Source organism: Thiomonas sp. DCM-2, from assembly GCF_056820905.1.
On record NZ_CM165962.1, the window covers coordinates 2,586,887 to 2,611,240 of the forward strand.

A 24,354-nucleotide genomic window follows, 5' to 3' on the forward strand; every position below is an offset into this window, starting at 1 on the left:
TCGGCCAGCCGTGCTGGATTTGCAACAAAACGATACACGCCTGCAGCAAACCGCCGCACATCTGCCTGTTGCGGCGCCTCAGCGCCCGGAGCCGTGTTCCGCTCGGGCAAGACGGTCGCGCAGCGCCATCCAGGACGCAGCGCTCGGCAAGGCTTCAACCCAGATTTCCTCAAGCTCCGCCGCATCGAGCTGGCGCAAAACGGCGTAAAGCTGTTGTGCATACGCTGCAGCATCGTTCGGCAGAGCGATCCAGTTCGCAGCGGGCGCCTGGGCGTGTGGCGAAAGGGCCAGCACGCCGATGCGCTGCCCTGCCTGCATGGCAGTGGCCCAGCGCGCCTCGATCTGTGCGCGTGGCAGGACGCGCAGCGGCGTGCGCGGGGCGTAGTGCGCAGGCAGGACGCCGGCAACGCGAGGCGACAACTCCGCAGGCCGCAGCAGGTCGCCCTCGGGCAATCCCAGCGTGGCGGCGATCTCTGCCGCCAGCAACTGCCCCGGCCGCAGCAGGCGCGGCGGCTGGACGGTGCAGTCGACGATGGTGCTCTCGATGCCGACAGAGCAGGCGCCGCCGTCGAGCACCAGCAGGTCGTCGCCAAGTTCGGCATGCACATGCGCCGCAGTGGTCGGGCTGATGCGGCCAAAGCGGTTGGCCGAGGGTGCGGCAAGCCCCCCCTGCCCGCCTTTGAACAACGCCAGCACCGCCTGCGCAACGGGGTGGGATGGGCAGCGCAGGCCGATGGTGGCCTGCCCGCCGGCGCAGGCTTCGGCCACGCCGGGCCTGCGCGGCAAGATGAGGGTCAGCGGCCCCGGCCAAAACGCGGCGGCGAGTCGCCGCGCCGCTTCGGGCACCTCGGCGGCCCAATGGCCCAGATCGGCCTGACGGTACACATGCACGATCACCGGATGATCCTCAGGCCGACCCTTGGCCGCATAGATTTTGGCCACTGCCGCGGGATTTTCGGCATCAGCGGCCAGGCCATAGACGGTCTCGGTCGGCAGGCCGACGAGTTCGCCCGCCTCCAGCCGCCGCACCGCCGCGATGATGTCCCGGGGACGCAGCTGGGCGTCGGTCTGCACCTGCGCCACGTCAGAATGGCTCCAGACCAAGAATGGCGCAGGTGCGCAGCGCCATCTGCCGCGCCTCCTCCGGCGTGGCGGCGGTGCAGGTGAGATGCCCCATCTTGCGGCCCTTGCGCGGCGCATGCTTGCCGTAGAGGTGCAGATGCGCGCCGGGCTGCGCCAGCACGGTGGCCCAATCCGGCTCGCACTGCTGGCCTGCGGCGTCGAACCACAGATCGCCCAGCAGATTGAGCATCACGCTGGCGCTGTGCTGACGGGGCGCGAACAGCGGCGCATTCACCAGAGTACGCCACTGCAGCTCGAACTGCGACACGGTGCAGGAATCGATGGTGTGATGCCCCGAGTTGTGCGGGCGCGGGGCGATTTCGTTGGCCAGCAGGCGACCGTCGCGCAGCACAAAAAATTCCACGCACAGCACGCCCACGTAATCCAGCCCCTGCGCAACCTGACCCGCAGCGCAGCGGGCCGCCTCGGCAATGTCCGCCGTGACCTGCGGTCCGGGCGAAAAACTGGCGAACAGAATGCCGTCGCGGTGCAGGTTCTGCTGTGGCGCGAACTGCACCATCTGTCCATCGCGCCCGCGCGCCAGCACCACCGACAGCTCGAACGCCAGATCGAGCTTTTTTTCCAGCACGCAGTCCACGCCGCCGAGCGCGGCCCACGCTGCGGATAGATCGACTGCCGTCTGCACCGTCACCTGTCCCTTGCCGTCATAGCCCAGCCGGGCAGTCTTGAGAATGCCCGGGAACAGATCGGGGTCGATCGCGCCCACGTCGCTGCCCGCAGCCAGCACCGCGTGTGGCGCGCACGGCACGCCCAGGCGCTGGAACAGCGCCTTTTCCTGTGCCCGGTCCTGACACACGGCCACCGCCTGCGGCGCGGGCGCCAGCGGCACGCGCGCCTGCAGCCAGTGCATCGACTGCGCCGGAATGTTTTCAAACTCCACGGTCACCGCGGCGCAGTCGCGGGCGAGTTGTTCGAGGGCCAGCGGATCGTCATAGCGCGCGGCCAGATGGATGCCGGTGACCTGCGCCGCGGGCGCAGCCTCGTCGGCTTCGAGCACGGCCACGCCATACCCTGCGCTTTGCGCCGCCTGCGCGAACATGCGGCCCAGTTGCCCGCCGCCGAGCACGCCCAGCGTCGCGCCCGGTGGGATGAACCGCGCCGGGCTCATGCCGCGGTTCCCACGCGCATCGCGCGCGCGGCGGCGGTCTGCTCGGCGCGAAAGGCGTCGAGCCGCGCGCGCAAGTCCGGGTCGTGCGCCGCGAACATGGCCACGGCGAACAGCGCGGCGTTGGCCGCCCCCGCCTCGCCGATGGCAAAGGTCGCCACCGGCACCCCCTTTGGCATCTGCACGATGGACAGCAGCGAATCCTCGCCGCGCAGGTATTTGCTCGGCACCGGCACACCGAGCACCGGAACGGTGGTCTTGGCCGCGAGCATCCCAGGCAGGTGCGCCGCGCCGCCCGCGCCGGCGATGATGGCGTGCAGGCCCCGTGCCTGCGCGCTCTCGGCGTATGCGAACAGATCGTCGGGCATGCGGTGCGCCGAGACCACCTGACAGTCGTGCACCACGCCGAAGCGCGCGAGCATGTCCGCCGCGTGGCGCATCACCTCCCAGTCGCTCTGCGACCCCATCACCACGCCGATTGCAGCCATCTGCTCTCTCCTGTGCAACGTCTGTAAACGGCTGATTTTAAGAAGCAGTGGAGCGCGCCCCTGAAATCGCGCGCCGCTATGCTCCTGTCCAGACGCGCATCGTGCGCCGGGATACACCCCTTGGTATGGCGCCGAACGCCCCCATCTGCCCTGCTCTTTCAGGAGTCGAACATGATTGATGCCACCGTAGCCAATTTTGAAACCGAAGTCGTTGAAGCCTCGAACACCGTGCCCGTTCTGGTCGATCTGTGGGCGCCGTGGTGCGGCCCCTGCCGCGCCCTCGGCCCCATTCTCGAAAAGCTCGAAGTCGCCTACGCCGGGCGGTTCAAGCTGGTGAAAATCAACACCGAGGAGGAGCAGGAACTGGCCGCCGCGTTCGGCGTGCGCAGCATTCCCATGGTCATGCTGCTCAAGGACGGCCAGCCAGTGGACGGTTTCGTTGGCGCGCTGCCCGAAGGTCAGATCCGCGAATTCCTGGACAAGCATGTTCCCGACACCGCACCTGAACAGGGCGATGCAGCCGCAGAGCAGGCCGAGGCGGAGGCTGATCCCGGCCCCGCGCTCTCGCCACTGGAAAAACTGCAGCAAGACCTGGCCACCAACCCGGCCAACGACACTGCACGCAAGGCGTATATCGAACTGCTGCTGAAGGCTGGCCGCACCGCCGACGCCAAGCTGGCCTTCGAGCCGCTGGCGGGCAAGGTGCTGGGCGATGCCCGCATCCAGGCGCTGGCCGACTGGCTGGCCGCTGCGCAGGCCGCACCCACGCTGCCTGCGGTGGCGGCACTGCAGGCCAGCATCGCCACCAACAAGCGCGATTTCGATGCCCGCTACGCCCTGGCACAGCAGCACATGGCCGCACAGCAGTGGACTGCCGCGCTCGACGAACTGCTCGAGATCCTGATGCGCGACAAGAATTGGAACGACGACCGCGCACGCAAGACCTTTGTCAGCATTCTGGAGCTGATGACACCCGCAGATGCCCCCAAACCCGCGCCCGGGCAGCCGCCGGTCACCGATCCGACGGTGGAAAGCTACCGCCGCCGCCTGAGCATGACGGTGCTGAGCTAAGGCAACACTGAACAAGTCCCCTGCGCGCCGCGCATCCGGCCAACGGGCGGTCTGCGGCGTTGCACATCCTCGCCATAGCTTCGGCTATGGCTGCGGTGTGCGCCTTGCATCCCATCCCGTAGCCCGGCGCGCAGCATCACAAGGACTTTTTCAGCGTCGCCCTAACACCAAAACGCCGACATCAGCTCGGCGTTTTTCATGGTGTCTGCACGCGCTCTACAGGGTGATCTGCGTGCCCAGCAGCTTGAGAAACTGCGCCATCCACGCCGGATGCGCGGGCCAGGCCGGGGCAGTTACCAGATTGCCCTGCGTCACCGCCTGGTCGACCGGAATGTCGGCATAGTCGCCGCCGGCTTCGCGGACCTCCGGACCGCAGGCGGGATAGGCCGAGCACTTGCGCCCCTGCAGCACACCCGCCGCCGCCAGAATCTGCGCTCCGTGGCAGACCGCCGCAACCGGCTTGTCGGCGTTGAAGAAGTGCCGTACCAGCTCGAGCACCCTGGGGTTGAGGCGCAGATATTCCGGCGCCCGCCCGCCGGGAATGACCAGCGCGTCATAGTCCTCGGCCTTCACCTCGTCGAACGTGGCATTGAGGGTGAAGTTGTGGCCGGGCTTTTCGGAATAGGTCTGCGCGCCCTCGAAGTCGTGAATGGCGGTTTTCACCTGCTCGCCCGCCTTCTTGTCCGGGCAGACCGCGTGCACCGTATGGCCCACGGCCAAGAGGGTTTGGAACGGCACCATGGTTTCGTAGTCTTCGGCGTAATCGCCTGCCAGCAGCAGGATGCGTTTTGCAGCCATGTCGAGTCTCCGTTGTCGCCGCACATGCGGCAGGCGCATTGTGGGACGCTGGCCATGAAAAACTCAACCCTGCAAAGCGCGATCACGGGGATTTCTACAATCCCTCCATTCCGCGACGAGAACCCCGAACCCGCCCATGACCACCGCCCTGCTGCAATCCAACCTGCATTCCCTGCCCCTGCTGTCACGCGGCAAGGTGCGCGAAAACTATGCCGTCGGCGACGACCGCCTGCTGATGGTCGCCACCGACCGCATCTCCGCGTTCGACGTCATCATGGCCGAGCCCATCCCCGGCAAGGGCGAAATCCTCACCCGCATGGCGCGGTTCTGGTTCGGTCTGCTGCACGACGTGGTGCCCAACCATCTGCTCGATGTCGATCCAGAATCCGTGGTGGCGCCCGATGAGCGCGATCAGGTGCGCGGCCGCGCGATGGTGGTCAAGCGCCTCAAGCCTCTGCCGGTGGAAGCCGTGGTGCGCGGCTATCTCGCCGGCTCGGGCTGGAAGGACTATCAGGCCAGCGGCGCGGTCTGCGGCGTCGCGCTGCCCGCAGGCCTCAAGCTCGCATGCAAGCTGCCTGCCCCCATCTTCACCCCGGCGACCAAGGCCGATCTGGGCGCGCACGACGAGAACATTTCCTTCGCCCGGATGGAGCAGATGCTCGGCGCGGAGCTCGCTACCCGCGTGCGCGACGTCAGCATCACCCTCTACCAGCGTGCCGCCGATTACGCCGCAACGCGCGGCATCCTCATCGCCGACACCAAGTTCGAGTTCGGCCTCGACCAGAGCGGCACGCTCACCCTGATGGACGAGGTGCTCACCCCCGATTCCTCGCGCTTCTGGCCTGCGGATACCTGGGCGGAAGGCAGCGCGCCGCCCAGCTTCGACAAGCAGTTCCTGCGCGACTGGCTCGAAGGCGTGCCGGGCTGGAACAAGCAGCCACCGCCGCCCAAGCTGCCCGCCGAGGTCATTGCGCACACCATCGCCCGCTACCGCGAGGCGCTCGAGCGGCTCACGTCCTGAACGCGTAGGCCGCCACCACGCCGGCAAACAGCGCCAGACCCAGATAGTGGTTGAGGCGGAAGGCGCGGAAACATTGCGCCGGATCGCGCGCGCGGATCAAGGTGTAGTGATGCGCCGCCTGCGCCGCCGCGGCAGCCACACCGACGAAATACGGCCACTGCAGCCGCAGCGCCCAGCCAACTGCGGCCCAGATCGCGATGAACGCGCCGTAGCTGGCCATCACCGCAGCCACGTCAGCGCGGCCGAAGGTGATCGCCGAGGTCTTGATACCCACCTTCAGGTCGTCCTCGCGGTCGACCATGGCGTATTCGGTGTCGTAGGCCAGCACCCAGAACAGATTGCCCAGCAGCAGCACCCAGGCCAGCAACGGCACCTCGGCGCGTGCCGCAGCAAACGCCATCGGAATGCCAAAGCTGAACGCCACGCCGAGATAGGCCTGCGGCAGCGCCAGCCAGCGCTTGGTCCAGGGGTAGGCGATGGCGATGAGCAGTGCGGCCACCGACATCTGGATGGTCAGCGCATTGGTGGTGAGCACCAGACCGAAGGCCACCAGCGCCAGCGCGGCGCCGACCAGCAGCGCCTCGCGGGAGGACACCTTGCCCGATGTGACGGGCCGCTGCGCGGTGCGACGGACCGCACGGTCGAAATCCTGGTCGGCCACGTCGTTGACCGCGCAACCGGCCGATCGCATGAGAAAGGTGCCCGCAGTGAACACGACGATCAGCCACCAACTCGGGCGGCCATCGCTGGCAATCCACAGGGCCGACAGGCTCGGCCAGAGCAACAGCAGAGAACCGACCGGCTTGTCCCAGCGGATCAAGGCCAGCCAAAGGCGCAGACGTTCCATCCGTGCATTATCGCCACGTGGGAGGCCCCGACTGCTTCAGCCTTCAAGCAGCGAGCGTAGCATCCAGGCGGTCTTTTCGTGGATGTCCAGCCGCTGCGTCATCAGATCGGCGGTGGGCTGGTCGTTGACTTCATCGGCCGCGGTGAACACGCCGCGCGCGGTCTTGGCCACCGCCTCATGGCCCTTGACGAGGATGGCGATCATCTCCTGCGCCTTGGGCGGCTGCTCCGGCACGTCGGCCAGGCTGGAGCGAGAACTGAAGCCGTGATAAGAGCCGGGCACGGAAAAGCCCAGCGCTCGGATGCGCTCGGCAATCGGATCGACCGCGTTCCACAGCTCGGTGTACTGGTCCATGAACATCAGGTGCAGGGTGTTGAACATCGGCCCGGTGACGTTCCAGTGGAAGTTGTGCGTGGTGAGATAGAGGGTGTAGGTATCGGCCAGCAGGTGCGACAACTGCTCGGCAACCTTGGCGCGGTCTGCATCGGAAATACCGATGTGGATCGGAGTCGTTGAGGCATGCAGGGTGCTTTTGCTCATGGCGATTCTTTCTGTTGGATGGATGGTGGAGGAACCTTAGCGCCTCAGTGCCTGCCGCCGCAAGCGCGGGGCCTTGGCAACGGCGCATTCAGGCGCCATAGCCTTGCGGGTTGCCTTGCTGCCAGCGCCAGGCGTCGGTGCAGATGGTGTCGAGGCCACGCTTGGCGCTCCAGCCCAGCAGCGTTCTCGCCGCAGTTGGGTCGGCCCAGCATTCGGCAATGTCGCCCGGGCGACGCGCCACGATTTCATAGGGCAGCGCGCGGCCGATGCTCTTGCCAAACGCCTGCACCATCTGCAGCACCGAGTAGCCCTGGCCAGTGCCGAGGTTGACCGTGAACATGCCTTCATGCGCCAGCAGATGCCTGAGCGCGGCCACATGCCCCTCGGCCAGATCCATGACGTGGATGTAGTCGCGCACGCCGCTGCCGTCGACCGTGGGCCAGTCGCCGCCGAACACCCGCAGCTTGTCCAATCGTCCCACGGCGACCTGGGTGATGTAGGGCATGAGATTGTTGGGGATGCCGCGCGGATCTTCGCCGATCAGACCGCTTTCGTGCGCGCCCACCGGGTTGAAGTAACGCAGCCGGGCGATGCGCCATTGCGGCTCGGCGCGGTGCAGGTCGGCGAGGATTTCCTCGATCATCAGCTTGCTGCGGCCATAGGCGTTGGTCGCGCTGAGCGGAAAGTCCTCGCGGATGGGCACCGAGGCCGGGTCGCCGTAGACCGTGGCGGAGGAGGAAAAGATGATGTTGTGCACCTTGGCGCGCTGCATGGCCTGCAGCAGGGCCACGGTGCCGCCGACGTTGTTGTCGTAATAGATCAGCGGCTTTTCCACCGATTCGCCCACGGCCTTGAGACCGGCGAAGTGAATCACCGCGTCGATGCGGTGTTGCGCGAACACGGCGTCGAGTTGCGCCGCATCACGAATGTCGGCCTGGATGAAGGCCGGGCGCCTGCCGGTGATGCGTTCCACCCGCGCCAACGATTCGGCGCTGCTGTTGCAAAGGTTGTCGTACACCACAGGGATGTAACCTGCTTCGATCAGGGCGACACAGGTGTGCGAGCCGATGTAACCGGCTCCGCCGGTCACGAGAATGGTGGCTGAAGTCATTGGGTGGTTTTGATGGGAGAAGTGGATGGCGGATGTCCCCTATTCTGCCTTGCAGGACTGATGCACGCGCCACAGCCCGGCAGGCCCCGCTACGATGCGCCTCATGGTTGCTGATCATTCCAACGCCCAACTCCCTTCCGCCTGGATCGTCCGCCACGCCCATCTGCTGCGCACCGGTGGCACCGTGCTCGACGTGGCCTGTGGCGGTGGTCGCCATGTGCGCTGGCTGCAGCAGCGCGGCCACACGCTGTTCGCCGTGGACCGCAACGCCGAGGTGTTGGCCGCTCTGCGCGACATCGCCCAGGTGCAGGTCGCCGATCTGGAATCCGGCCCCTGGCCCTATGCGCAGCAAAGCTTTGACGCGGTCATCGTGACCAATTACCTCTGGCGTCCCTTGCTGCCGCAGATCGTGCAGGCCGTGGCGCCGGGCGGATTGCTGCTGTATGAAACCTTCGCTCTCGGCCAGGCCAGTCTGGGCAAGCCGTCCAACCCCGCGTTCCTGCTGCGCCCCGGCGAGCTGCTTGACGCCGTGCGACCCGCGCTGCGGGTTCTGGCATTTGAGGACGGCTATGTGAACGCGCCGCAGCCCGCTTTTGTGCAGCGCATCGTCGCGGTGCGCGAGCCCGCCAACGCCCACGCGGCAGACCGATACAATCTTTCGATCTGAACCGCAGCACTCGCAGAACAATGTCCTCCCAACCTCTGGTCATTCGCGGCAGCATCGTCGCGCTGGTGACCCCCATGCACCCTGATGGCAGCGTGGACTACTCCGCACTGCGCAAGCTGGTCGACTGGCACATCGCACAGGGCACAGACTGCATCAGCCCGGTCGGCACCACGGGCGAATCGCCCACCATCCCCGTTGACGAGCACATCGAAATCGTTCGTGTGGTTGTCGAGCAGGCGGCAAAGCGCGTGCCGGTCATGGCCGGTGCCGGAGCCAATTCCACGCGCGAAGCCATCGAACTGTCGCAGCGCTGCCAGGAAGTGGGCGCCGACTGCGTGCTCAGTGTCGTGCCCTACTACAACAAGCCCACGCAAGAGGGCATGATGGCGCACTTCAGCGCCATTGCCGAGGCAATCGACATTCCCGTCGTGCTCTACAACGTACCGGGTCGCACCGTGGCCGATATGAGCGTGGACACCGCGCTGCGGCTTGCGCAAGTGCCGGGCATCATCGGCATCAAAGAGGCCACGGGCAATATCGACCGCGCCGCACAGCTCATCAAGCGGGCGCCGCCCGGCTTTTCCATCTACTCCGGCGACGACCCAACTGCGGTGGCCCTGATGCTGCTCGGCGGCCACGGCAACATCAGTGTGTCGGCCAATGTGGTGCCGCGTCACATGCACGACCTGTGTGTTGCCGCGATGGCGGGCAATGCCGCGCTGGCCAGCAAGCTGCACTTTGCGCTCATCGAGCTCAACCAGATGCTGTTCAGCGACCCCAACCCGATTCCAGTCAAGCACGCGCTGCATCTCATGGGCCGCATCGGCCCGGGTGTGCGTCTGCCCCTGACACCGTTACAGGCTGCGCATCACGCACCGCTGCGCGCGGCGATGCAGGCTCTGGGCCTGCCCCTCGTTGCCTGATCTTCCTGACATTTCGAGACCCATTCGCGTATGAATTTTTCCACTTCCTGGCGGCTGAGCGCCCTGGCCCTTGCACTGGGTGCTGCGGGTTTCCTGAGCGGCTGCTCCTCGCTGAGTACCGTTGTCCAAGGCAAGAGCGTCGACTACGAAAGCGCCAAACAGGGCAATCCGCTCGAGGTGCCGCCGGACCTGACCCAACTGGCACGACAGGAGCAATACGTTGTGCCCGGCAGTCCCAACGCGCCGGTCAGCGCTCTGGCCTACGACCGCGGCGTGCAGACGGCCGAACAGGTTGCCAAGAGCAATGCGGTCCTGCCGCAATACCCCGGCATGCGCATCGATCAGGCCGGCGGGCAGCGCTGGCTGGTGGTCGATGCCACGCCCGACCAACTGTGGGAAAAGGTCAAGGGCTTCTGGCAGGAAAATGGCTTCTACCTCACGCAGGCCGATGCCACCACCGGGGTGATGGAAACCGACTGGGCAGAAAACCGCGCCAAGCTGCCGCAGGACTTCATCCGCAAATATCTGGGCAAGGTGTTCGACAGCCTGTACGACACCGGCACGCGCGACCGCTTCCGCACCGTGTTCGAGCGCACCCCGGACGGCAAGGGCACGCAGATCTACATCACCCACCAGAAAATGAAGGAGGTCTACAACTCCAACGACAAGTCGACCACGGCGTGGGAACCCGCCACACCCGACCCGGAGTTGAACACCATTTTTCTGCGCAAGCTCATGGTCACCCTGGGCATGAGCGAGGAGGCGGCCAAGCAACGGGTAGCGCAGCCGGTACAGATCGCGCAGCCGGTCGCATTGCAACTGATCGACAACGGCCTCGCCTTGCAATTGCAGGAAGGCTTCGACACCGCCTGGCGCAAGGTCAGCCTGGCGATCAACACCGCAGGCTTCACCGTGATCGACCGCAACCGCTCGGCCGGGCAATTTGACGTGCGCTACATCAGCGCCGAGGCTGCGCTCAAGGCATCTCAGGACAGCACCGGCTTTTTTGGCAAGCTGTTCGGCAAAAAGGAATCCGAGCCCAAACCCGCCGACTACCGCATCGCTCTGCAATCTTCCGGCACGCAAACCGTGGTGTCGGTACAGACGCTGGAGGGCAAGCCTCTGCAGACGGACGACGCGCGCAAGATCCTGCAGATCCTGCAGCAACAGATTCAATAAACCGCCCGGGTCCTGAGCCGGTCTGCGTCGATCGGCTCAGGACACTTCGGGGATCGAGTAGGGGACGGGGTCACCCCCGTCGCCCTCTCACACCACCGGACGTGCGGTTCCGCATCCGGCGGTTCATTGAACACACTGGAGTCGTCGCGTCGTATCAAGCAGCGACACCAGACCCAATCGATCAAAGAAAGCCTTCGGGAACGCCTGGTTCATGTGGCTTGCGCCACCGTTCCACCACGGCCCACGTTGGTTGAACGCCGAGCGAAATGCCCGCTCTTCCGTTAGCCCCGCCTTCATCAAGTTCCTGGCGCGTGTGTAGGGGCGTTTCCACTGCCGCCACAGGATGCAGCGCAGCTTGCGCCTGATCCAGCCATCCCGCTCTTCCAGCGCCCGCTTGGTTTCGGTCAGCTTGAAATACGCCGCCCAGCCGCGCAGGATCGGGTTGAGTTCGTGGATGACCGTCGTCAGGTTGCGCCCCCGCGCGCCTTTGAGTACTGCGCGGATTTTGCCGTCCAGCCGTTGCAGGCTGGTCGGCGCGATCCGCAGCTTCGGGGCTTTGTGCCACGTCAGGCTGTAGCCCAGAAACTTCCTCTTCCACGGTTCGGCCACCGCGCTCTTGGCCACATGGACCTTGAGCTTGAGCTTTTCCGCCAGAAACCGGGTGATGCTCGCCATGACCCGCTCCCCCGCCGCCTTGCTTTTGACGTAGATGTTGCAGTCGTCTGCATAGCGGCAGAAGGCATGGCCCCGGCGTTCCAGTTCCTGGTCCAGTTCCGTCAGCAGGATGTTGGATAGCAGCGGACTCAAGGGGCCGCCTTGCGGCGTGCCTTCCGTCCGCGGGGAGACGGTCCCCTGTGCCATCATGCCCGCTTCGAGATACCGGCGGATGAGGCGCAGCACTCGCCCGTCGTCGATCTTCAATGAGAGTTTCTGCATCAGCAGGTCGTGGTTGACGCGGTCGAAGAATTTCTCCAGGTCGATGTCGACCACCACCCGGCGACCTTCGGCAACGTATTGCTGCGCGGCCTTGACCGCCTGATGGGCGTTCTTCCCCGCTCGGAAGCCGTCGCTGTGCGCCGGGAAGTCCGCCTCGAAGATCGGCGAGAGGACTTGATGCAACGCTTGCTGGATCAGCCGATCCGTCAGCGTCGGTATGCCGAGTGTCCTGACCCCGCCTTGCGGCTTGGGGATGTCCACCCGGCGCACTGGTGAGGGCACGTATTCCCCCGCCAGAAGCTTGGCCTTGATCGTCGGCCAGTGTTGCTTGAGGTGTGCTTTGAACTCATTGCCGCCGATGCCATCGACACCGGCCGCCCCTTTGTTCTTGAGCACCCGATCATAGGCGAGCATCAGGTTGCCGCGTTCGACCACGGCTTCCATCAGCCCGCTTGCCCGCGCCCACTCCGCTTTCGTCCGCCTGCGGGTCGTCACGTCAGCCTCGGCACCGTGCAAGGCCCCCTCGGAGTTCCGCCCCGGTTGTGCTTCGCCGGCATTCACTTGCTGTGAGTCTTCTGCCTTCATTGACTGCCCATGTGTTCCCGCCGCCTATTCGCGGTCTTCCATGTTCGGCCCTTCGGCTTGCGCCTACTATGGCCTCTGCTGACTTCTGCACAGGCCTCCCGCCACCTCACGATGGCGGTAGCACAAAGGTCGCCCTCGGCACCTGTGCAGATCTCCCCGGGTATGACGCACCCACCTTGTGCCGCCTCGCTTCGCTCGTGACGGCATCCCGCTGCGCGGGACCGCCCTTCGGGCGTCCTTCGCCTTCGGCTTGTCACGCTTATGCCTGTCGGATCTACGTCACGGCGTTCCGTGCAAGTTTCGGGCTTTACAGATATTGGCCTGCTCACCCCGCCGTGCCGCCTCGTATCCGCGCCCCTGTAGTCAGGCCAGCGCTTTGCCTTCGGCTTCCTCCAGATTTCCAGTCGCCCAGAACACCCTTGCCGTTCGGCTAACTCTTCCCCTTGCCGGGCGAGTAGAGGACTTTCACCTCCAAGTGAGTGCGCCCTGCCGGGCGCACCAACAAAAAAGCCGACTTGCGTCGGCTTTTTTGCATCTGCAAAAGACAGATTACTTGGCAGCGCTGGCGCCAGATGCAGCAGCGGCCGGGGCCGAGGCAGCGGCGGGAGCCGAAGCAGCAGCAGGCGCCGAAGCAGCGGGAGCAGCAGCCGGAGCGGAAGCAGCGGCGGGGGCCGAAGCAGCAGCAGGAGCCGAAGCGGCGGGAGCAGCTTCTTCTTTCTTGCCGCAGGCGGCCAGGGCGAGAGCGGCAATCATCGATGCCAGCAGAATGGACTTTTTCATTACTTTCCTCTAAGCGTCAGTCAAAATGGGCGGGAGCCCGACAAAATTCTTTACCGTCCTGATTGAACCTAACTGCAACCAGAACCGGTATGCACATCAAGCTCACACATAAGTATAGATGGACTTCGGGTATTCCCCGTGTTGCAAATTTACGGTTGAAAAACCAACTGTCGCTTATTTGTCACAATCCCAGCGTCGTTGCGGGGAACGCGGTGACAGCTTGTTGCCAAGTCTCTTCAAAAAGCTGGTGCATTGCGTGCAGACGGGTTGCGCTGCGCACTTGTTCACCCGACATCCAGGTTGCCGTATGGGCGAAGATGGCGCGGTTTGGCGTCCAGATCATCTCGTGCAAGCCGCGCGCCCTTGTCTCTGAAATCTGCCGACATTCGATGAGATGCGCAAAGTCGCGGCGGAAGGCCGCGAAGCGGGCAAAGCGCAGGCGCACGGTGCTCCAGTCGAGCGCCAGCATGCGCAGCGCGGCCGGTCGCCTGGGATCGCGCAATGCCCACAGCTCCAGTTGACGTACGAAACTGGATTGCTGCAGAGGCCAGCCGCTGAAATCGGCACTGAAGCACAACAACTGAGTCGCAGTTTGATCGGCAACAAGACCATGCATGGCGGAGTGTGCATCGGCCCTGGAGTCGAAAGGCGTGTCCAGCGCCTGCGCCAACTGCAGCGGCGCGTCGTTGCGATCCGCAGCGTCCATGTCAGCCTCGGCGGGTTTTGCCTGTGGCCGCTGCAGCGGCCGCCATGTCGCCGGTGAGCAGCCATCCCTGCGCGCACCACTGCGCCAGCACGGCGAGTTCGCCCGTCGTTGCACCCTTCAACTGCAAGGCGCTCAGCCTGTGCTGATCTGCCAGAGTGCGCAGCAGACCCGATGCCGCCAGATCCGCAGAGACAGCCTCGCCGTTGATGAACACCGCCTGCGCGGTGTAGAGCATTTTGCTGCGCCGATCCAGGCGGCAGCCGGTTTGCTGGCAGGCGCGCCGCAGACTTGCCAGGCTGGCTTGCGGGCTCTCGAACCAGACCTGCGGCTTGGGGGTGGTGAGGTAGGTGCCCAGAACGGACTCGAACACGGCTGCATCCGGTTTGAGCCGCGCGAACGCCTGTGCGGCAAACTTCACCATCGCCGGCGGCAGCAGGGCGGGGGCAGAGCCCACGCGCAACGGCGGATCGGAATAGATCGGGCCGCCGTGCTGGGATTCGGCCAGTTGCCACAGCACTTCCTTGAGCAACTCGCCCTGCGGCGGCGCGCGAAAGCCGATGGAATAGGTCATGCAATCATTGCCCACGGCGATGCCGTCATGGCCCCAGCCGGGGGGCAGGTAAAGCATGTCTCCGGGCTCCAGAATCAGGTCTTCTTCGGGCTCGAAATGCGCCAGCAGCTTGACCGGCTTGCCCGGCTGCAGTGTGGCGTCCAGTACCGGGCCGATGCGCCAGCGCCTGCGCCCTGCCGCCTGCAGCAAAAACACGTCATAGGCATCCTGATGCGGACCGACGCCGCCACCATCGCTCGCCCAGGAGATCATCAGATCGTCCAGACGCGCATCCGGGATGAAGCGAAACTGCGACAGCAGTTCACTCGCGGCGTCGACATGCAGGTTCACGCCCTGCACCAACAGAGTCCAGTTGCGCTGTTCCACCGGGGGAATCTGCCTGCGCGAAAACGGGCCATGATCGAGCAGCCAGCGCCGCCCATTGCGCTGCAGCAGGCGTGATTCCACGTCTTCATCCCCCGCCAGGGCGAACAGCTGCGCACGGCTGAGCAGCGGAGCGAAACCGGCGAACGCCTGACGCAGCAGCAGCGGCTTGCGCTGCCAGACCTCGCGCAAAAAACGCGCGGCAGTGAAGTGCCCCCAATCCAATGTCGCGTTTGACATGCTTGTCATGTTCCAATGCGGGCGAACTTTTGATCGTTCCCCGTTTCCATTCATCAATTCCTGCGAGCATACCCATGAAAATCATTGAAGGCCTTGTCGCCACCCTGTCCTGGCGCATGACGGACTCGCAAGGCGAGTTGATCGACGAAAACACCGAGGGAGACGACTTCTATGTGGGCGGTGACGACCTGCTGCCGCGCATGGCCGAGCAGATGATCGGCAAGGGCCCGGGCGACAGCGGCGACATCTACCTCCAGCCCGAGGATGCCTTTGGCGACTATGAGCCCGATCTGCTGCTGGTCGAAGACCGCAGGCTGTTTCCGCCCGAGTTGGAAGAGGGCATGATGTTCGAGCAGCTGCCCGAAGGTTGCACGCCGGGCAACGCCGATGTGTTCTATACCGTGACCGAGATTCACGACGACAAGGTGCTGCTCGACGGCAACCACCCGCTGGCTGGACTGGCGCTGCGGATCGAATACACCGTGCTCGACGTGCGCGAGGCCGATCCGGATGAAATCGAGGCAAAGAGCGCGCTGCTGGACAGCGCAGATGCCGGTCTGTTCCTGCCCGGCGAGAAGTAAATCAAGACTCAGCGCGAATCGGTTCTGGAGAGTTCGCGCAGCCTGCGGGCCTGCTTGCGGCTGCGCCATTCCAGCCGCAGGTGCAGGCTCCAGCCCAGCCGAGTGACCGCGTAACCGACCAGCGCGAGCAGCAGCGCCAGCAGCGGCACACCGACGAACAGCGGCGTGCCCAGGTTCAGCGCCCAGTGCGCCAGTGCCACGGTCGAGTCCCACAGGTGCAGCCAGTCGAAATCCGGCGGCGCAGTCAAGGGCTGCACCTTGTGCGCCGGGCTGACCGAAGTGCCTAGCTTGTACGCCAGCAGATACAGCGGCACGATGGTGATGGGGTTGCTGTAGAGCGTGACCACCAGCGCGATCGGGAAATTGCAGCGCAGCAGCATCGCCAGTCCCCCGGCGGTGAGCATCTGGAACGGCCCCGGAATCAGCCCGCCGATCATCCCGGCAGCCACGGCCAGCGCGACGCTGCGGCGGTTGAGGCTCCACAGCGCCGGATGGCCGATGTAACGGGTGAACGGACGCAGCCAGCGGTTGTGCTGCATCGCCTCGAACTTGCGCACCAGCAGCTTGGCCCAGCGTCTTGCCATGTGCAACTCCCTGCGCGCGGCGGCCTTCAGTGCGCGCCGGTGGAGCCGAAGCCGCCGCTGCCGCGCTCGGTGGCGGAAAAGTCGTTCACGACCTGCCAGCTTGCCTGCACCACCGGCACGATGACCATCTGCGCAATGCGCTCCATCGGCTGCACCGTGTAGGGCTGGGTGCCGCGGTTCCAGCAGCTCACCATCAGCGGGCCTTGGTAGTCGGAATCGATCAGCCCGACCAGATTGCCGAGCACCACGCCGTGCCTGTGACCCAGACCGGAGCGCGGCAGCAGCATGGCGCACAGACCGGGATCGGCGATGTGCATCGCCAGCCCCGTGGGGATAAGCTCGGCCTGTCCCGGCTGCAGCACCCGCGGCGCATCGATGCAGGCGCGCAGATCCATGCCGGCGCTGCCCGGGCTGGCATAGGCGGGAAGCTGGTCGCGCAGGCGCGCATCGAGCAGGCGAACGGCGATGGTCATCATGCGTGTTCTCTTTCGGGCAAGGGAAAGCCGACGCGGCAGGTCATCTGCCAGGCGGCGTTTGTGCTGGGCTGTCGGATGCCTCGAGGCGCCGCGCAACCTCGGCGACCAGCCGGCGCGCCAGATCGATCTTGCGGCCAGCGCCCAGCGGATGGTGACCGCTGGCGTCGAACAGCTCCAGCCGGTTGTCGTCCCGGCCGAAGGTGTCCGGCCCGAGGTTGCCGACCAGCAGCGGCACGTTCTTGCGCTCCCGCTTGGCTGCGGCGTGCGCGAGCAAGTTTTCGCTCTCGGCGGCAAAGCCCACGCAGTACGGCGGCTGTGGCAGCGCAGCCACGCTGGCGAGGATGTCGGGGTTGGTCTGCAGCGCGATCGCGGGCTGAGGCGCATCGGGCGATTTTTTCTGCTTCTGCGCCGCGACCTGCGCGGGCCGCCAGTCGGCGACCGCCGCGGTGGCGATGAACACCTGCGCCTGCGCGACCCGCGCCATGACCGCGTCGAACATCTGCTGCGCGGTTTCGACGTCGATGCGCTGCACGCCGAACGGCGTGGGCAGCGCGGTGGGGCCGCTGACCAGCAGCACCTGCGCGCCCGCCTCGCGCGCGGCGCGCGCCAAGGCATAGCCCATCTTGCCGCTGGAGCGATTGGTCAGGCCACGCACCGGGTCGATCGGCTCGAAGGTCGGCCCGGCGGTCACCAGCACGGTGCGGCCTTGCAAGGTCTGCGGCGTGAGCGCAGCGACGATGTCCTGCAGCAGGTCTTCGGGCTCGACCATGCGGCCCTCGCCGACCTCGCCGCACGCCTGCTCGCCCGAGGCGGGGCCGCACAGGCGTGCGCCGTCGCCGCGCAGCAGGGCGACATTGCGCTGCGTGGCCGGGTGCAGCCACATGTCGCGGTTCATCGCCGGGGCGAACAGCACCGGTTTGCCCGCAGCAAGCAGCAGGGTGGACAGCAGATCGTCGGCCAGCCCCTGCGCCGCGCGCGCCAGGGTGTGCGCGGTGGCCGGTGCGACCACGATGAGATCGGCCGCCCGCGCCAGCTCGATGTGCGCCATGCTGTTGGGCACGCGCGCGTCCCACAGATCGGTGTATACCGGCCTGCCCGACAGCGCCTGAAACGTGGCCGCGCCGACGAAACGACTGCTCGATGCGGTCAGCACCACCTGCACCTGCGCACCGGCCTTGACCAGCAGCCGGCACAGCTCGGCGGATTTGTACGCCGCAACCCCGCCAGTGACGGCGAGAAGGATCGAGCGGCCTTGCAGGTCCATGCGCCGGTTCGCTCTTCAGGCGCCCAGCCGTTGCTGCAGCAGGCTGCGGGCCTGCGCCAGCGCCGCGTCGATCTGCGCAGGCTGCGTACCCCCGGCCATGGCGAAGTCGGGCCGACCCCCGCCCTTGCCGCCGACGGCCTGCGCAGCGGCGCTCACCAGATCGCCGGCCTTGATGCTGCCGATGCGGTCGGCGGTGACGCCAGCGGCAAGCTGCACCTTGTCACCCTCGGCACTGGCCAGCAGCACCACGGCGGTCTTGAGCTTGGACTTGATGCGATCGACCGCTTCGCGCAGACCCTTGGCATCGAGCCCGTCCATGCGCGCGAGCAGCACCTTGGTGCCGCCCAGGTCGATGGCCTGCGACAGCATGGCGTCGCCCTGTGCTGCCGCCTGCTGCGCCCTGAGCTGGGCAATGTCCTTGTCGAGCTGGCGCTGCTGTTCCAGCAAGTGTTCCACCTTGGAAACCGATTCTTCGGCCGGTGCCTTGAGCGTGCGCGCCAGCTTGTGCAGCAGAGCGTCTTGCTGCTGCACAAAGCGCAGCGCGTTCAGCCCGGTGATGGCTTCGACGCGGCGGATGCCCGCCGCCACGCCGCCTTCGAGCGCGATCTTGAACAGGCCGATGTCGCCGGTGCGGGCCACATGCGTGCCGCCGCACAGCTCGCGTGAATTGCCGATGTCGAGCACCCGCACGCTGTCGCCGTACTTCTCGCCGAACAGCATCATGGCGCCGAGGTTCTTGGCGTCGTCGATGGGCATGACCCGCGCCTCGGTGGCCTGGTTGAGCAGGATCTGCTCGTTGACCATCAACTCCACGCGGCGAATCTCGTCGTCGCTCATCGGCGCGTCATGCGCAAAGTCGAAGCGAGTCTTGTCGGCATCCACCAGGGAGCCTTTTTGCTGCACATGCTCGCCCAGCACCGTGCGCAGCGCGGTGTGCATCAGGTGAGTGACGCTGTGGTTGCGCATGACCGCAGCGCGGCGCGCGGCGTCCACCTGCGCGGCCACCACTTCGCCGACCTTCAGCGTGCCGGATGCGAGTGTGCCGTGATGGCCGAACACATCGGCCTGCACCTTCTGCGTGTCGTGCACTTCAAACCGCAGCGCACAGGAGTCGCCCTCGAACAGCACGCCGCTGTCGCCCACCTGACCGCCGGACTCGGCGTAGAACGGGGTGCGGTCGAGCACGACCACGCCGCTCTGCCCGGTCTGCATGGTCTGCACCGAGGTGCCATCGACATACAGCGCCACCACCCGCGCCTCCTTCACCAAGAGATGGTCGTAGCCCTCGAAGCGGGTCTTGTCCCCGGTGTAGTCGAGCGCGGCCTGCATCTTGAACTTGCCTGCGGCGCGCGCCTGCTCGCGCTGACGGTTCATCGCGGCGTCGAACGCGGCTTCATCCACATGCACGCCGTGTTCGCGGCAGACATCCTGCGTGAGATCGAGGGGGAAGCCGAAGGTATCGTGCAGCTTGAACGCCAGCTCGCCGTCCAGGGTGTTGCCGCCTTGGGTCTTGAGCGTGGACAGCTCGGCTTCGAGAATGGACATGCCGTTCTCGATGGTTTCGAAGAACCGCGTTTCCTCGGCCTGCAGCACCTCGGCCACGCGCGATTGCGCCTGCGCCAGCTCGGGATAGGCCGCGCCCATCTGCGCGACCAGATCAGGCACCAGCTTGTGAAAAAACGGCTGGCGCACGCCGAGCTTGTAGCCGTGGCGGATGGCGCGGCGCACGATGCGGCGCAGCACATAGCCGCGGCCTTCGTTGCCCGGAATCACGCCATCGACGATGAGAAAGCTGCAGGCGCGGATGTGGTCGGCAATGACCTTGAGCGAGTTGTGCGACAGGTCTGCGGTGTGAGTTTCGCGCGCGGCGGCCTTGATCAGGGCCTGGAACAGGTCGATCTCGTAGTTGCTGTGCACATGCTGCAGCACTGCGGCAATGCGCTCCAGCCCCATGCCGGTGTCGACGCAGGGCTTGGGCAGCGGCTTCTGGCGATAGATCGCGAGCTTGAAGCGCCCACCGTCGCGGCTGATGAGGCCGATGCCGCCATCGGCCTCGACCGCAATCTTGCGCGCCTGCGCCTGGGCTTCGGTGTCGAAGTGCTCGTCGCCTGCGTGAAAACGCTCGAACTGCATGAACACCAGATTCCAGATTTCGATGTAGCGGTCGCCGTCTTCCTCAGGCGATCCGGGCGGGCCACCCCAGACCTCGGGGCCGTGGTCGTAGAAAATCTCGCTGCACGGCCCGCAGGGGCCGGTATCAGCCATCTGCCAGAAGTTATCGGAGGCGTAGCGCGCGCCCTTGTTGTCGCCAATGCGGATGATGCGCTCGAGCGGCACACCGACTTCCTTGGCCCAGATGTCGTGGGCTTCGTCGTCCTCGGCATACACCGTCACCCAGAGCTTGTCCGCCGGCAGCCTGTAGACCGTGGTCAGCAACTCCCACGCATAGCGGATGGCCTCGCGCTTGAAGTAGTCGCCGAAGCTGAAATTGCCCAGCATCTCGAAGAAGGTGTGGTGCCGCGCGGTGTAGCCCACGTTTTCCAGGTCGTTGTGCTTGCCGCCTGCCCGCACGCAACGCTGCGCCGTGGTGGCGCGCTTGTAGGGCCGCAGGTCCTGGCCCAGAAACACATCCTTGAACTGCACCATGCCGGAGTTGGTGAACAGCAGCGTGGGATCGTTACCCGGCACGAGCGAGGACGAGGCCACACGGGTGGAGCCCTGCGACTCGAAATAGGCCAGAAATTTTTCGCGGATGTCGGAGACGTTCATGGGGGGCGGTAAGTGGCTGCAGCGCGCGGGCGGAACTGGCTCTGGCGCGCTGCGGTGCAAAAGGCTAGATTTTAGGGCTTGTGCGTCTGCTGCACCGCGCACCCACCTTTCCCGTTCACACCCACCCGAACCGCCATGAACCCGCCCGTCAACCCGCTGTCGCTGCTCAAAGACCCCACGCTGTTCAAGACCCAGGCGTATATCGATGGCGCCTGGATCGATTCTGCCCGCCGCTTTGCGGTCACCGACCCGGCCACCAATGCCGAACTGGCGCAGGTGCCCGCCCTCGAGCCGATGCACGCCCAGCTCGCGATCGACGCCGCAGACGCCGCCTGGCCCGCCTGGCGCGCCCTGCCGGCCAAGCAACGCGCCGCGATTCTGCGCAAATGGTTCGACCTGCTGGTGGCCCATGCCGACGATCTGGCACGACTGATGACCGCCGAGCAGGGCAAGCCGCTGGCCGAGGCCAAGGGCGAGGTGCTCTACGGCGCGAGCTTTGTGGAGTGGTTCGCCGAGGAAGCCAAGCGCGTGTATGGCGAGACCATCCCCAGCCCCGACGCCACCAAGCGCCTGCTCGTCCTCAAGCAGCCGGTGGGCGTGTGCGCCGCGATCACGCCGTGGAATTTCCCGCTGGCCATGATCACCCGCAAGGTCGCGCCCGCGCTGGCCGCCGGGTGCCCGGTGGTCATCAAACCGGCCGAACAGACGCCGCTGACCGCGCTGGCCGCAGCCGAGCTGGCGCACCGCGCGGGTCTTCCACGCGGCGTGCTCAATGTGCTCACCGCCGACGCCGAAGGCTCGATCGCCATCGGCAAGCTGCTGTGCGCCTCGCCGGTGGTGCGGCATCTGTCGTTCACGGGCAGCACCGAGGTCGGCCGCATCCTCATGGCGCAGTCGGCACCGACCATCAAGAAGCTCTCGCTCGAACTTGGCGGCAACGCCCCGTTCATCGTGTTCGACGACGCCGACCTCGACTCGGCCATCGAGGGCGCGATGGCGAGCAAATATCGCAACGCCGGCCAGACCTGTGTCTGTGCCAACCGGCTGTATGTGCAGGACGGCATCTATGACCGGTTTGTCGACCGTCTGGCCCAGGCCGTCGGCGGTCTGAAAGTGGGCGACGGCTTCGAGGACGGCGTCAACCTCGGCCCGCTGATCGACGATCAGGCGCTGGCCAAGGTGGAGAGGCACATCAGCGACGCCACCGCCAAGGGCGCACGCATGGTGGTCGGCGGCAAGCGCATCGAAGGTGGCCCGAACGCCGGGCGGTTCTTCCAGGCCACGGTGCTGGCCGATGTCACTGCGGACATGCTCTGCGCGCGCGAGGAAACCTTCGGCCCGGTCGCGCCGGTGTTCCGCTTCAAGACCGAGCAGGAGGCCATCGCCGCAGCCAACGCCACCGAATTCGGTCTGGCCGCCTACTTTTTCAGCCGCGACGTCGGCCGCATTTTCCGCGTGGCCGAGGCGCTGGAATACGGCATGGTGGGCATCAACACCGGCCTGATGTCCAACGAGGTTGCCCCGTTCGGTGGCGTGAAGCAATCCGGCCTGGGCCGCGAAGGCTCACATCACGGCATCGATGAATATGTCGAGATGAAATATCTCTGTCTGGGGGACTTGAACAAATAGAGCCGCAGCGTCAGTCCAGCCCGGCCAGCACCCGCACATGCTCGGCCACGCTGCGGCCGAGTGCGCTCAGGTTGTAGCCGCCCTCGAGGCACGAGATGATGCGGCCTTCGCACTGCGCCTCGGCGAAGTCCACGAGCTGGCGGGTGATCCAGGCGTAGTCGGCTTCGACCAGGCCCATCTGGCCGAGATCGTCTTCGCGGTGAGCGTCGAACCCGGCGCTGATGAACAGCATCTGCGGGGCGAACGCTTGCAGGCGCGGCAGCCATTGTTCGGTGACGATGCGGCGCACCGCATCGCCCTTGGTGTAGGCGGGGACGGGCACGTTGAGCATGTTCGGCTCGGGCTCGGTGCCGGTGTAGGGATAGAACGGGTGCTGGAAGAAGCTGACCATCAGCGCGCGGGCGTCGCCGTGAAAGATGTTCTGCGTGCCGTTGCCGTGGTGCACGTCGAAATCGACGATGGCCACGCGTTCCAGGCCGCGCACGTCCAGCGCATGGCGGGCCGCGATGGCCACGTTGCCCAGAAAGCAGAAGCCCATGGCCTGATCGCGGGTGGCGTGATGACCGGGCGGGCGGATGGAGCAGAAAGCGTTGTGCAGATGGCCGTCGATCACCGCGTCAGTCGCGCTGATCGCCGCGCCGGCAGCGCGCAGCGCGGCCTGCCAGGTGTACGGGTTCATCAGGGTATCGGCGTCGATCCACTCATGGCCCTGCTCGAAGTCGCCTCTCTGCTTCAGCCCGCTGATGTAGAGCGCGGAGTGCGCGCGTTCCAGCGCTTCCAGGGTTGCGGGCGGGGCATCGTCGTGGCGCTCCAGCCAGGGGGCGATCTGCGCGGCGATCAGCCGGTCTTCGATGGCGGCGAGGCGCTGCGGACATTCGGGGTGGTCTGCGCCCATCTCGTGCAGGCTGCAGTCGGCATGGGTATAAAAGCCGGTCGTCATGATTCGTCTCCTGCGGCATGTCCCCAGAAACGGAGGCAACCACGCTGCCCTCGTAGCATAGTGCGCTGTCATCGCCCGCCTGCCTGCCCTCGTGAAAAACCCAACCCTGCCCAGCCTGATCGACCAACTCGAAACCATCATCAAGGGCAAGCGCCTTCAGGTGGAGCTTGCGGTGTGCTGCCTGCTGGCCGGCGGTCATCTGCTGATCGAAGATCTTCCCGGCGTGGGCAAGACCACGCTGGCGCACGCGCTGGCCGCCGCCCTGGGCCTGCAGTACGCCCGCGCCCAGTTCACCGCCGACCTGATGCCGGGCGATCTGCTGGGCATCTCGGTGTTCGACCGCAACCGCAGCGAGTTCGTGTTCCACCCTGGCCCGGTGTTCTCGCAGGTGCTGCTGGCCGACGAGATCAACCGCGCCGGGCCGAAGGTGCAAAGCGCGCTGCTCGAAGCGATGGAGGAGCGCCAGGTCAGCGTGGACGGCATGACGCGCAAGCTGCCCGAGCCGTTCTTTGTCATTGCCACGCAGAACCCGTTCGACCAGCTCGGCACCTACGCCCTGCCCGAATCGCAGCTCGACCGCTTTCTCTTGTGCATCTCGCTGGGCTATCCCAGCCGCGCCGCCGAGCGCGCGCTGCTCGAAGGCCGCGACCGGCGCGCGCTGATCGCCGAGCTGCGCCCCGTGCTCAGCCCTGCCGGACTGATGGATCTGCAGCGACACACACAGGCCGTGCATGCCGCGCCCGCGCTGCTTGACTATGTGCAGGAACTACTGGCGCAGACACGCAATGGCCGCTGGTTCATCGAAGGCCTGAGCCCGCGCGCCGGGCTGGGGCTGCTGCGCGCGGCCCGCGCCTGGGCGCTGCTGCAGGGGCGCGACTATCTCATTCCCGACGACGTGCAGCAGGTCTTTCCAGCGATTGCCGGACATCGCCTGCGCACCCTGGACAGCCCGGTGGTCAACCGCGTGGCCTCGCTGCAGGCCGCGCAATCGCTGTTGCAGCAGGTGCCGGTGTAGGCCCGGACACTGCCGCGCCGCC

At 66.0% G+C, this 24,354-nt stretch carries 24 protein-coding genes; 8 read left to right on the forward strand and 16 right to left on the reverse strand.

The window, feature by feature from the left end; genetic code table 11:
• Window positions 1-78: 78 nt before the first annotated feature.
• The 3 genes from AC1ZQA_RS12525 to purE are packed head-to-tail and all read right to left on the reverse strand — an operon-like array spanning window position 79 to window position 2,736.
• A complete protein-coding gene (locus tag AC1ZQA_RS12525) occupies window positions 79-1,083 on the reverse strand; it encodes an L-threonylcarbamoyladenylate synthase (RefSeq protein WP_482679331.1) in 1,005 nt (334 codons plus the stop codon).
• A 1-nt stretch (window position 1,084) separates the two neighbouring features.
• Entirely contained in the window at window positions 1,085-2,251 is a 1,167-nt protein-coding gene (locus AC1ZQA_RS12530) for a 5-(carboxyamino)imidazole ribonucleotide synthase (protein WP_482677191.1), read from the reverse strand.
• Window positions 2,248-2,736, reverse strand: a complete 489-nt coding sequence (gene purE, locus AC1ZQA_RS12535) for a 5-(carboxyamino)imidazole ribonucleotide mutase (RefSeq protein ID WP_482677192.1) — start codon at window positions 2,734-2,736, stop codon at window positions 2,248-2,250. The genes AC1ZQA_RS12530 and purE overlap by 4 nt, the downstream gene beginning before the upstream one ends.
• 171 nt (window positions 2,737-2,907) lie before the next feature.
• Between purE and trxA the strand changes: the two genes are divergently transcribed.
• Entirely contained in the window at window positions 2,908-3,807 is a 900-nt protein-coding gene (gene trxA / locus AC1ZQA_RS12540) for a thioredoxin (protein ID WP_482677193.1), read from the forward strand.
• A gap of 216 nt (window positions 3,808-4,023) precedes the next feature.
• Here trxA and AC1ZQA_RS12545 read toward each other — a convergent pair whose 3' ends face one another.
• On the reverse strand, window positions 4,024-4,605 hold the full coding sequence (locus AC1ZQA_RS12545) for a DJ-1/PfpI family protein (RefSeq protein ID WP_482677194.1): 582 nt from the start codon (window positions 4,603-4,605) through the stop codon (window positions 4,024-4,026).
• Between the two features lie 136 nt (window positions 4,606-4,741).
• On the opposite strand from AC1ZQA_RS12545, the gene AC1ZQA_RS12550 reads away from it, so the two are divergent.
• The gene (locus AC1ZQA_RS12550; protein ID WP_482677195.1) at window positions 4,742-5,626 is read left to right on the forward strand and encodes a phosphoribosylaminoimidazolesuccinocarboxamide synthase; all 885 of its coding nucleotides are present in this window, start codon (window positions 4,742-4,744) and stop codon (window positions 5,624-5,626) included.
• On the opposite strand, the gene ubiA is transcribed toward AC1ZQA_RS12550, so the two are convergent.
• From ubiA to galE, 3 genes are all read right to left on the reverse strand, one after another.
• Window positions 5,616-6,473, reverse strand: a complete 858-nt coding sequence (ubiA, locus tag AC1ZQA_RS12555; protein WP_482677196.1) for a 4-hydroxybenzoate octaprenyltransferase — start codon at window positions 6,471-6,473, stop codon at window positions 5,616-5,618. The two genes, AC1ZQA_RS12550 and ubiA, sit on opposite strands and share 11 nt — an antisense overlap.
• A gap of 36 nt (window positions 6,474-6,509) precedes the next feature.
• Complete coding sequence (locus tag AC1ZQA_RS12560) at window positions 6,510-7,013, reverse strand: Dps family protein (RefSeq protein WP_482677197.1); 504 nt, start codon at window positions 7,011-7,013, stop codon at window positions 6,510-6,512.
• A gap of 88 nt (window positions 7,014-7,101) precedes the next feature.
• Window positions 7,102-8,124 (reverse strand): UDP-glucose 4-epimerase GalE, encoded by a 1,023-nt coding sequence (galE, locus tag AC1ZQA_RS12565; protein ID WP_482677198.1) that lies wholly within the window; start codon window positions 8,122-8,124, stop codon window positions 7,102-7,104.
• Between the two features lie 94 nt (window positions 8,125-8,218).
• Between galE and AC1ZQA_RS12570 the strand changes: the two genes are divergently transcribed.
• Genes AC1ZQA_RS12570 through bamC form a run of 3 tightly spaced genes read left to right on the forward strand, consistent with a single transcriptional unit; the run spans window position 8,219 to window position 10,893 of the window.
• Window positions 8,219-8,791 carry a class I SAM-dependent methyltransferase gene (locus AC1ZQA_RS12570; RefSeq protein WP_482677199.1) on the forward strand — a complete coding sequence of 191 codons (573 nt, stop codon included), beginning with the start codon at window positions 8,219-8,221 and terminating at the stop codon, window positions 8,789-8,791.
• A gap of 20 nt (window positions 8,792-8,811) precedes the next feature.
• Window positions 8,812-9,714 carry a 4-hydroxy-tetrahydrodipicolinate synthase gene (gene dapA / locus AC1ZQA_RS12575; RefSeq protein ID WP_482677200.1) on the forward strand — a complete coding sequence of 301 codons (903 nt, stop codon included), beginning with the start codon at window positions 8,812-8,814 and terminating at the stop codon, window positions 9,712-9,714.
• A 30-nt stretch (window positions 9,715-9,744) separates the two neighbouring features.
• Window positions 9,745-10,893 (forward strand): outer membrane protein assembly factor BamC, encoded by a 1,149-nt coding sequence (bamC, locus tag AC1ZQA_RS12580; protein ID WP_482677201.1) that lies wholly within the window; start codon window positions 9,745-9,747, stop codon window positions 10,891-10,893.
• A 123-nt stretch (window positions 10,894-11,016) separates the two neighbouring features.
• Here bamC and ltrA read toward each other — a convergent pair whose 3' ends face one another.
• From ltrA to AC1ZQA_RS12600, 4 genes are all read right to left on the reverse strand, one after another.
• Window positions 11,017-12,414: a group II intron reverse transcriptase/maturase gene (ltrA, locus tag AC1ZQA_RS12585; protein WP_482677202.1), complete on the reverse strand. Its 1,398-nt coding sequence runs from the start codon at window positions 12,412-12,414 to the stop codon at window positions 11,017-11,019.
• 549 nt (window positions 12,415-12,963) lie between these two features.
• Window positions 12,964-13,194 carry a hypothetical protein gene (locus AC1ZQA_RS12590; RefSeq protein WP_482677203.1) on the reverse strand — a complete coding sequence of 77 codons (231 nt, stop codon included), beginning with the start codon at window positions 13,192-13,194 and terminating at the stop codon, window positions 12,964-12,966.
• Window positions 13,195-13,375: 181 nt separating this feature from the next.
• Window positions 13,376-13,864 (reverse strand): hypothetical protein, encoded by a 489-nt coding sequence (locus AC1ZQA_RS12595; RefSeq protein WP_482677204.1) that lies wholly within the window; start codon window positions 13,862-13,864, stop codon window positions 13,376-13,378.
• A 37-nt stretch (window positions 13,865-13,901) separates the two neighbouring features.
• Entirely contained in the window at window positions 13,902-15,074 is a 1,173-nt protein-coding gene (locus AC1ZQA_RS12600) for a JmjC domain-containing protein (RefSeq protein WP_482677205.1), read from the reverse strand.
• Between the two features lie 74 nt (window positions 15,075-15,148).
• Here AC1ZQA_RS12600 and AC1ZQA_RS12605 point away from each other — a divergent pair, with 74 nt between their 5' ends.
• Window positions 15,149-15,655: an FKBP-type peptidyl-prolyl cis-trans isomerase gene (locus AC1ZQA_RS12605; protein ID WP_482677206.1), complete on the forward strand. Its 507-nt coding sequence runs from the start codon at window positions 15,149-15,151 to the stop codon at window positions 15,653-15,655.
• 8 nt (window positions 15,656-15,663) lie between these two features.
• Here the strand turns inward: AC1ZQA_RS12605 and AC1ZQA_RS12610 are convergent, their stop codons facing one another.
• Genes AC1ZQA_RS12610 through alaS form a run of 4 tightly spaced genes read right to left on the reverse strand, consistent with a single transcriptional unit; the run spans window position 15,664 to window position 20,748 of the window.
• Window positions 15,664-16,239: a DUF2062 domain-containing protein gene (locus AC1ZQA_RS12610; protein WP_482677207.1), complete on the reverse strand. Its 576-nt coding sequence runs from the start codon at window positions 16,237-16,239 to the stop codon at window positions 15,664-15,666.
• Window positions 16,240-16,265: 26 nt separating this feature from the next.
• Window positions 16,266-16,715 carry a dUTP diphosphatase gene (dut, locus tag AC1ZQA_RS12615; RefSeq protein WP_482677208.1) on the reverse strand — a complete coding sequence of 150 codons (450 nt, stop codon included), beginning with the start codon at window positions 16,713-16,715 and terminating at the stop codon, window positions 16,266-16,268.
• Window positions 16,716-16,755: 40 nt separating this feature from the next.
• Window positions 16,756-17,979 (reverse strand): bifunctional phosphopantothenoylcysteine decarboxylase/phosphopantothenate--cysteine ligase CoaBC, encoded by a 1,224-nt coding sequence (coaBC, locus tag AC1ZQA_RS12620; RefSeq protein ID WP_482677209.1) that lies wholly within the window; start codon window positions 17,977-17,979, stop codon window positions 16,756-16,758.
• A gap of 15 nt (window positions 17,980-17,994) precedes the next feature.
• Window positions 17,995-20,748 carry an alanine--tRNA ligase gene (gene alaS / locus AC1ZQA_RS12625; protein WP_482677210.1) on the reverse strand — a complete coding sequence of 918 codons (2,754 nt, stop codon included), beginning with the start codon at window positions 20,746-20,748 and terminating at the stop codon, window positions 17,995-17,997.
• Between the two features lie 135 nt (window positions 20,749-20,883).
• Between alaS and AC1ZQA_RS12630 the strand changes: the two genes are divergently transcribed.
• Window positions 20,884-22,377 carry an NAD-dependent succinate-semialdehyde dehydrogenase gene (locus AC1ZQA_RS12630; RefSeq protein WP_482677211.1) on the forward strand — a complete coding sequence of 498 codons (1,494 nt, stop codon included), beginning with the start codon at window positions 20,884-20,886 and terminating at the stop codon, window positions 22,375-22,377.
• 10 nt (window positions 22,378-22,387) lie between these two features.
• Here AC1ZQA_RS12630 and AC1ZQA_RS12635 read toward each other — a convergent pair whose 3' ends face one another.
• A complete protein-coding gene (locus AC1ZQA_RS12635; RefSeq protein ID WP_482677212.1) occupies window positions 22,388-23,317 on the reverse strand; it encodes a histone deacetylase family protein in 930 nt (309 codons plus the stop codon).
• A 91-nt stretch (window positions 23,318-23,408) separates the two neighbouring features.
• Here AC1ZQA_RS12635 and AC1ZQA_RS12640 point away from each other — a divergent pair, with 91 nt between their 5' ends.
• Window positions 23,409-24,332 (forward strand): AAA family ATPase, encoded by a 924-nt coding sequence (locus AC1ZQA_RS12640; RefSeq protein ID WP_482677213.1) that lies wholly within the window; start codon window positions 23,409-23,411, stop codon window positions 24,330-24,332.
• Window positions 24,333-24,354: the final 22 nt, after the last annotated feature.

Excerpts from the sequence above, each read along its gene's own strand:
- galE (WP_482677198.1), bottom strand. The coding sequence starts at position 8,124 with ATGACTTCAGCCACCATTCTCGTGACCGGCGGAGCCGGTTACATCGGC.
- AC1ZQA_RS12610 (WP_482677207.1), bottom strand. The coding sequence starts at position 16,239 with ATGGCAAGACGCTGGGCCAAGCTGCTGGTGCGCAAGTTCGAGGCGATG.
- alaS (WP_482677210.1), bottom strand. The coding sequence starts at position 20,748 with ATGAACGTCTCCGACATCCGCGAAAAATTTCTGGCCTATTTCGAGTCG.
- ubiA (WP_482677196.1), bottom strand. The coding sequence starts at position 6,473 with ATGGAACGTCTGCGCCTTTGGCTGGCCTTGATCCGCTGGGACAAGCCG.
- AC1ZQA_RS12550 (WP_482677195.1), top strand. The coding sequence starts at position 4,742 with ATGACCACCGCCCTGCTGCAATCCAACCTGCATTCCCTGCCCCTGCTG.
- AC1ZQA_RS12530 (WP_482677191.1), bottom strand. The coding sequence starts at position 2,251 with ATGAGCCCGGCGCGGTTCATCCCACCGGGCGCGACGCTGGGCGTGCTC.
- AC1ZQA_RS12630 (WP_482677211.1), top strand. The coding sequence starts at position 20,884 with ATGAACCCGCCCGTCAACCCGCTGTCGCTGCTCAAAGACCCCACGCTG.
- dapA (WP_482677200.1), top strand. The coding sequence starts at position 8,812 with ATGTCCTCCCAACCTCTGGTCATTCGCGGCAGCATCGTCGCGCTGGTG.
- AC1ZQA_RS12635 (WP_482677212.1), bottom strand. The coding sequence starts at position 23,317 with ATGACGACCGGCTTTTATACCCATGCCGACTGCAGCCTGCACGAGATG.
- AC1ZQA_RS12560 (WP_482677197.1), bottom strand. The coding sequence starts at position 7,013 with ATGAGCAAAAGCACCCTGCATGCCTCAACGACTCCGATCCACATCGGT.
- trxA (WP_482677193.1), top strand. The coding sequence starts at position 2,908 with ATGATTGATGCCACCGTAGCCAATTTTGAAACCGAAGTCGTTGAAGCC.
- purE (WP_482677192.1), bottom strand. The coding sequence starts at position 2,736 with ATGGCTGCAATCGGCGTGGTGATGGGGTCGCAGAGCGACTGGGAGGTG.
- AC1ZQA_RS12605 (WP_482677206.1), top strand. The coding sequence starts at position 15,149 with ATGAAAATCATTGAAGGCCTTGTCGCCACCCTGTCCTGGCGCATGACG.
- ltrA (WP_482677202.1), bottom strand. The coding sequence starts at position 12,414 with ATGAAGGCAGAAGACTCACAGCAAGTGAATGCCGGCGAAGCACAACCG.
- AC1ZQA_RS12590 (WP_482677203.1), bottom strand. The coding sequence starts at position 13,194 with ATGAAAAAGTCCATTCTGCTGGCATCGATGATTGCCGCTCTCGCCCTG.
- AC1ZQA_RS12570 (WP_482677199.1), top strand. The coding sequence starts at position 8,219 with ATGCGCCTCATGGTTGCTGATCATTCCAACGCCCAACTCCCTTCCGCC.
- AC1ZQA_RS12545 (WP_482677194.1), bottom strand. The coding sequence starts at position 4,605 with ATGGCTGCAAAACGCATCCTGCTGCTGGCAGGCGATTACGCCGAAGAC.
- bamC (WP_482677201.1), top strand. The coding sequence starts at position 9,745 with ATGAATTTTTCCACTTCCTGGCGGCTGAGCGCCCTGGCCCTTGCACTG.
- AC1ZQA_RS12600 (WP_482677205.1), bottom strand. The coding sequence starts at position 15,074 with ATGTCAAACGCGACATTGGATTGGGGGCACTTCACTGCCGCGCGTTTT.
- coaBC (WP_482677209.1), bottom strand. The coding sequence starts at position 17,979 with ATGGACCTGCAAGGCCGCTCGATCCTTCTCGCCGTCACTGGCGGGGTT.
- dut (WP_482677208.1), bottom strand. The coding sequence starts at position 16,715 with ATGATGACCATCGCCGTTCGCCTGCTCGATGCGCGCCTGCGCGACCAG.